The organism is Glycomyces dulcitolivorans (genome assembly GCF_003265355.1).
GTDB classification, from domain to species: Bacteria; Actinomycetota; Actinomycetes; order Mycobacteriales; family Micromonosporaceae; genus Glycomyces; species Glycomyces dulcitolivorans.
The window spans coordinates 1-1,048 of sequence record NZ_QFRW01000028.1 but is presented as its reverse complement, the minus strand read 5'-3'; the positions used below and the strand labels follow the sequence as shown (position 1 = coordinate 1,048).

Here is a 1,048-nt window from a genome sequence, read left to right as displayed (position 1 = left end):
GTCGGTGCCCCCGTTGGTGCGGCGGGCGGCCCCGCCACCGGGACGACCGGCGCCCGCGGCGGCGTCGGCGGCATGGTCGGCGCGCCTGGTGCACGCGGCGCGGGCGTGCCCGACGACGAGTACGAGCGCGACTCGCTCCTGACCGAGGACCCCGACGAGGACGTCTGGGGGATCGGCACCGCCGAGAACAACCCCTACGTCGACTACCAGGAGGAGCAGGACCCGGAGGCCGCCGAGTCGCCCGGACTCCTGCCCGCGCCCGACGAGCTGCCGCCGTTCACCCTCCCCGGGTTCGACATCCCCGAACCCAAGGGCCCCTAGCCAAACCCCACCACCACAAGGAGGCACGGCCCGCCGTCCACAGGAGATCCTCGCTGTGGACGGCGGGCCGTCCCGCGCCCCGGTTCCGTACCCACTACTCCCCGGGGGCGTCTCAGGGGCCGCCTACGGGGTGCCGGAGGCGAGCACCGCCGAGAGGCGGTCGGCGGCCCGGCGCTGCGCCAGGCCGATCGCGGCCGACACCTCCGCGCCGAGCTGCTCGTACTCGATGTCGATGGTGGCGTTGGGGACCAGGAACCGGAACGCCGTCAGACGGCCGCCCAGGGCCGTCTCCGCCTCGCACAGGTCGTCGTCGCCCACCGCGCTGGAGAACCGCTCGGGCGAGCGCGCGATCCACTCCCGCAGCTCCGCCGAACGCGGATCGGGCGCGCACCGCGCGAGCAGGTCCGCGCCGGCCCGCTCGGCGCGCATCACGTGCTCGGACCGAGCCGCCTCCGCACTGCCCCAAGCGGACTCGATCGCCTTCGCGACCACCCGGTTGCTCATCCGGTCCACCGTGGGGCTCAACGCGAGCGAGCCGAGCCGGCCCGTGTAGTCCAGGCGCAGCCACACCACGCGGCCCGCGTCGGTGCCGTCGAACCCGGCGCTCATCAGCTGCGCCGCAAGGGCGGAGGCCCGGTCGGCCGCGTCCGCCGCCTCGCCGAACGCGTCGCGCGACGGCGCGGAGGCGAGGACCCGCTCGGCGCTCTCGCGCAGCGGCCCCGCGGGC

At 76.2% G+C, this 1,048-nt stretch carries 1 protein-coding gene and 1 pseudogene; one reads left to right on the top strand and one right to left on the bottom strand.

Going from position 1 to position 1,048, the window contains the following annotated elements:
* Nucleotides 1-321 (top strand): annotated as a pseudogene (locus DI269_RS27475) (hypothetical protein); the annotation flags it as partial.
* Between the two features lie 123 nt (nucleotides 322-444).
* Here DI269_RS27475 and DI269_RS01045 read toward each other — a convergent pair.
* Nucleotides 445-1,048, bottom strand: a 604-nt coding sequence (locus DI269_RS01045; protein ID WP_157974675.1) for a hypothetical protein, incomplete at its 5' end; no start/stop codon positions are given.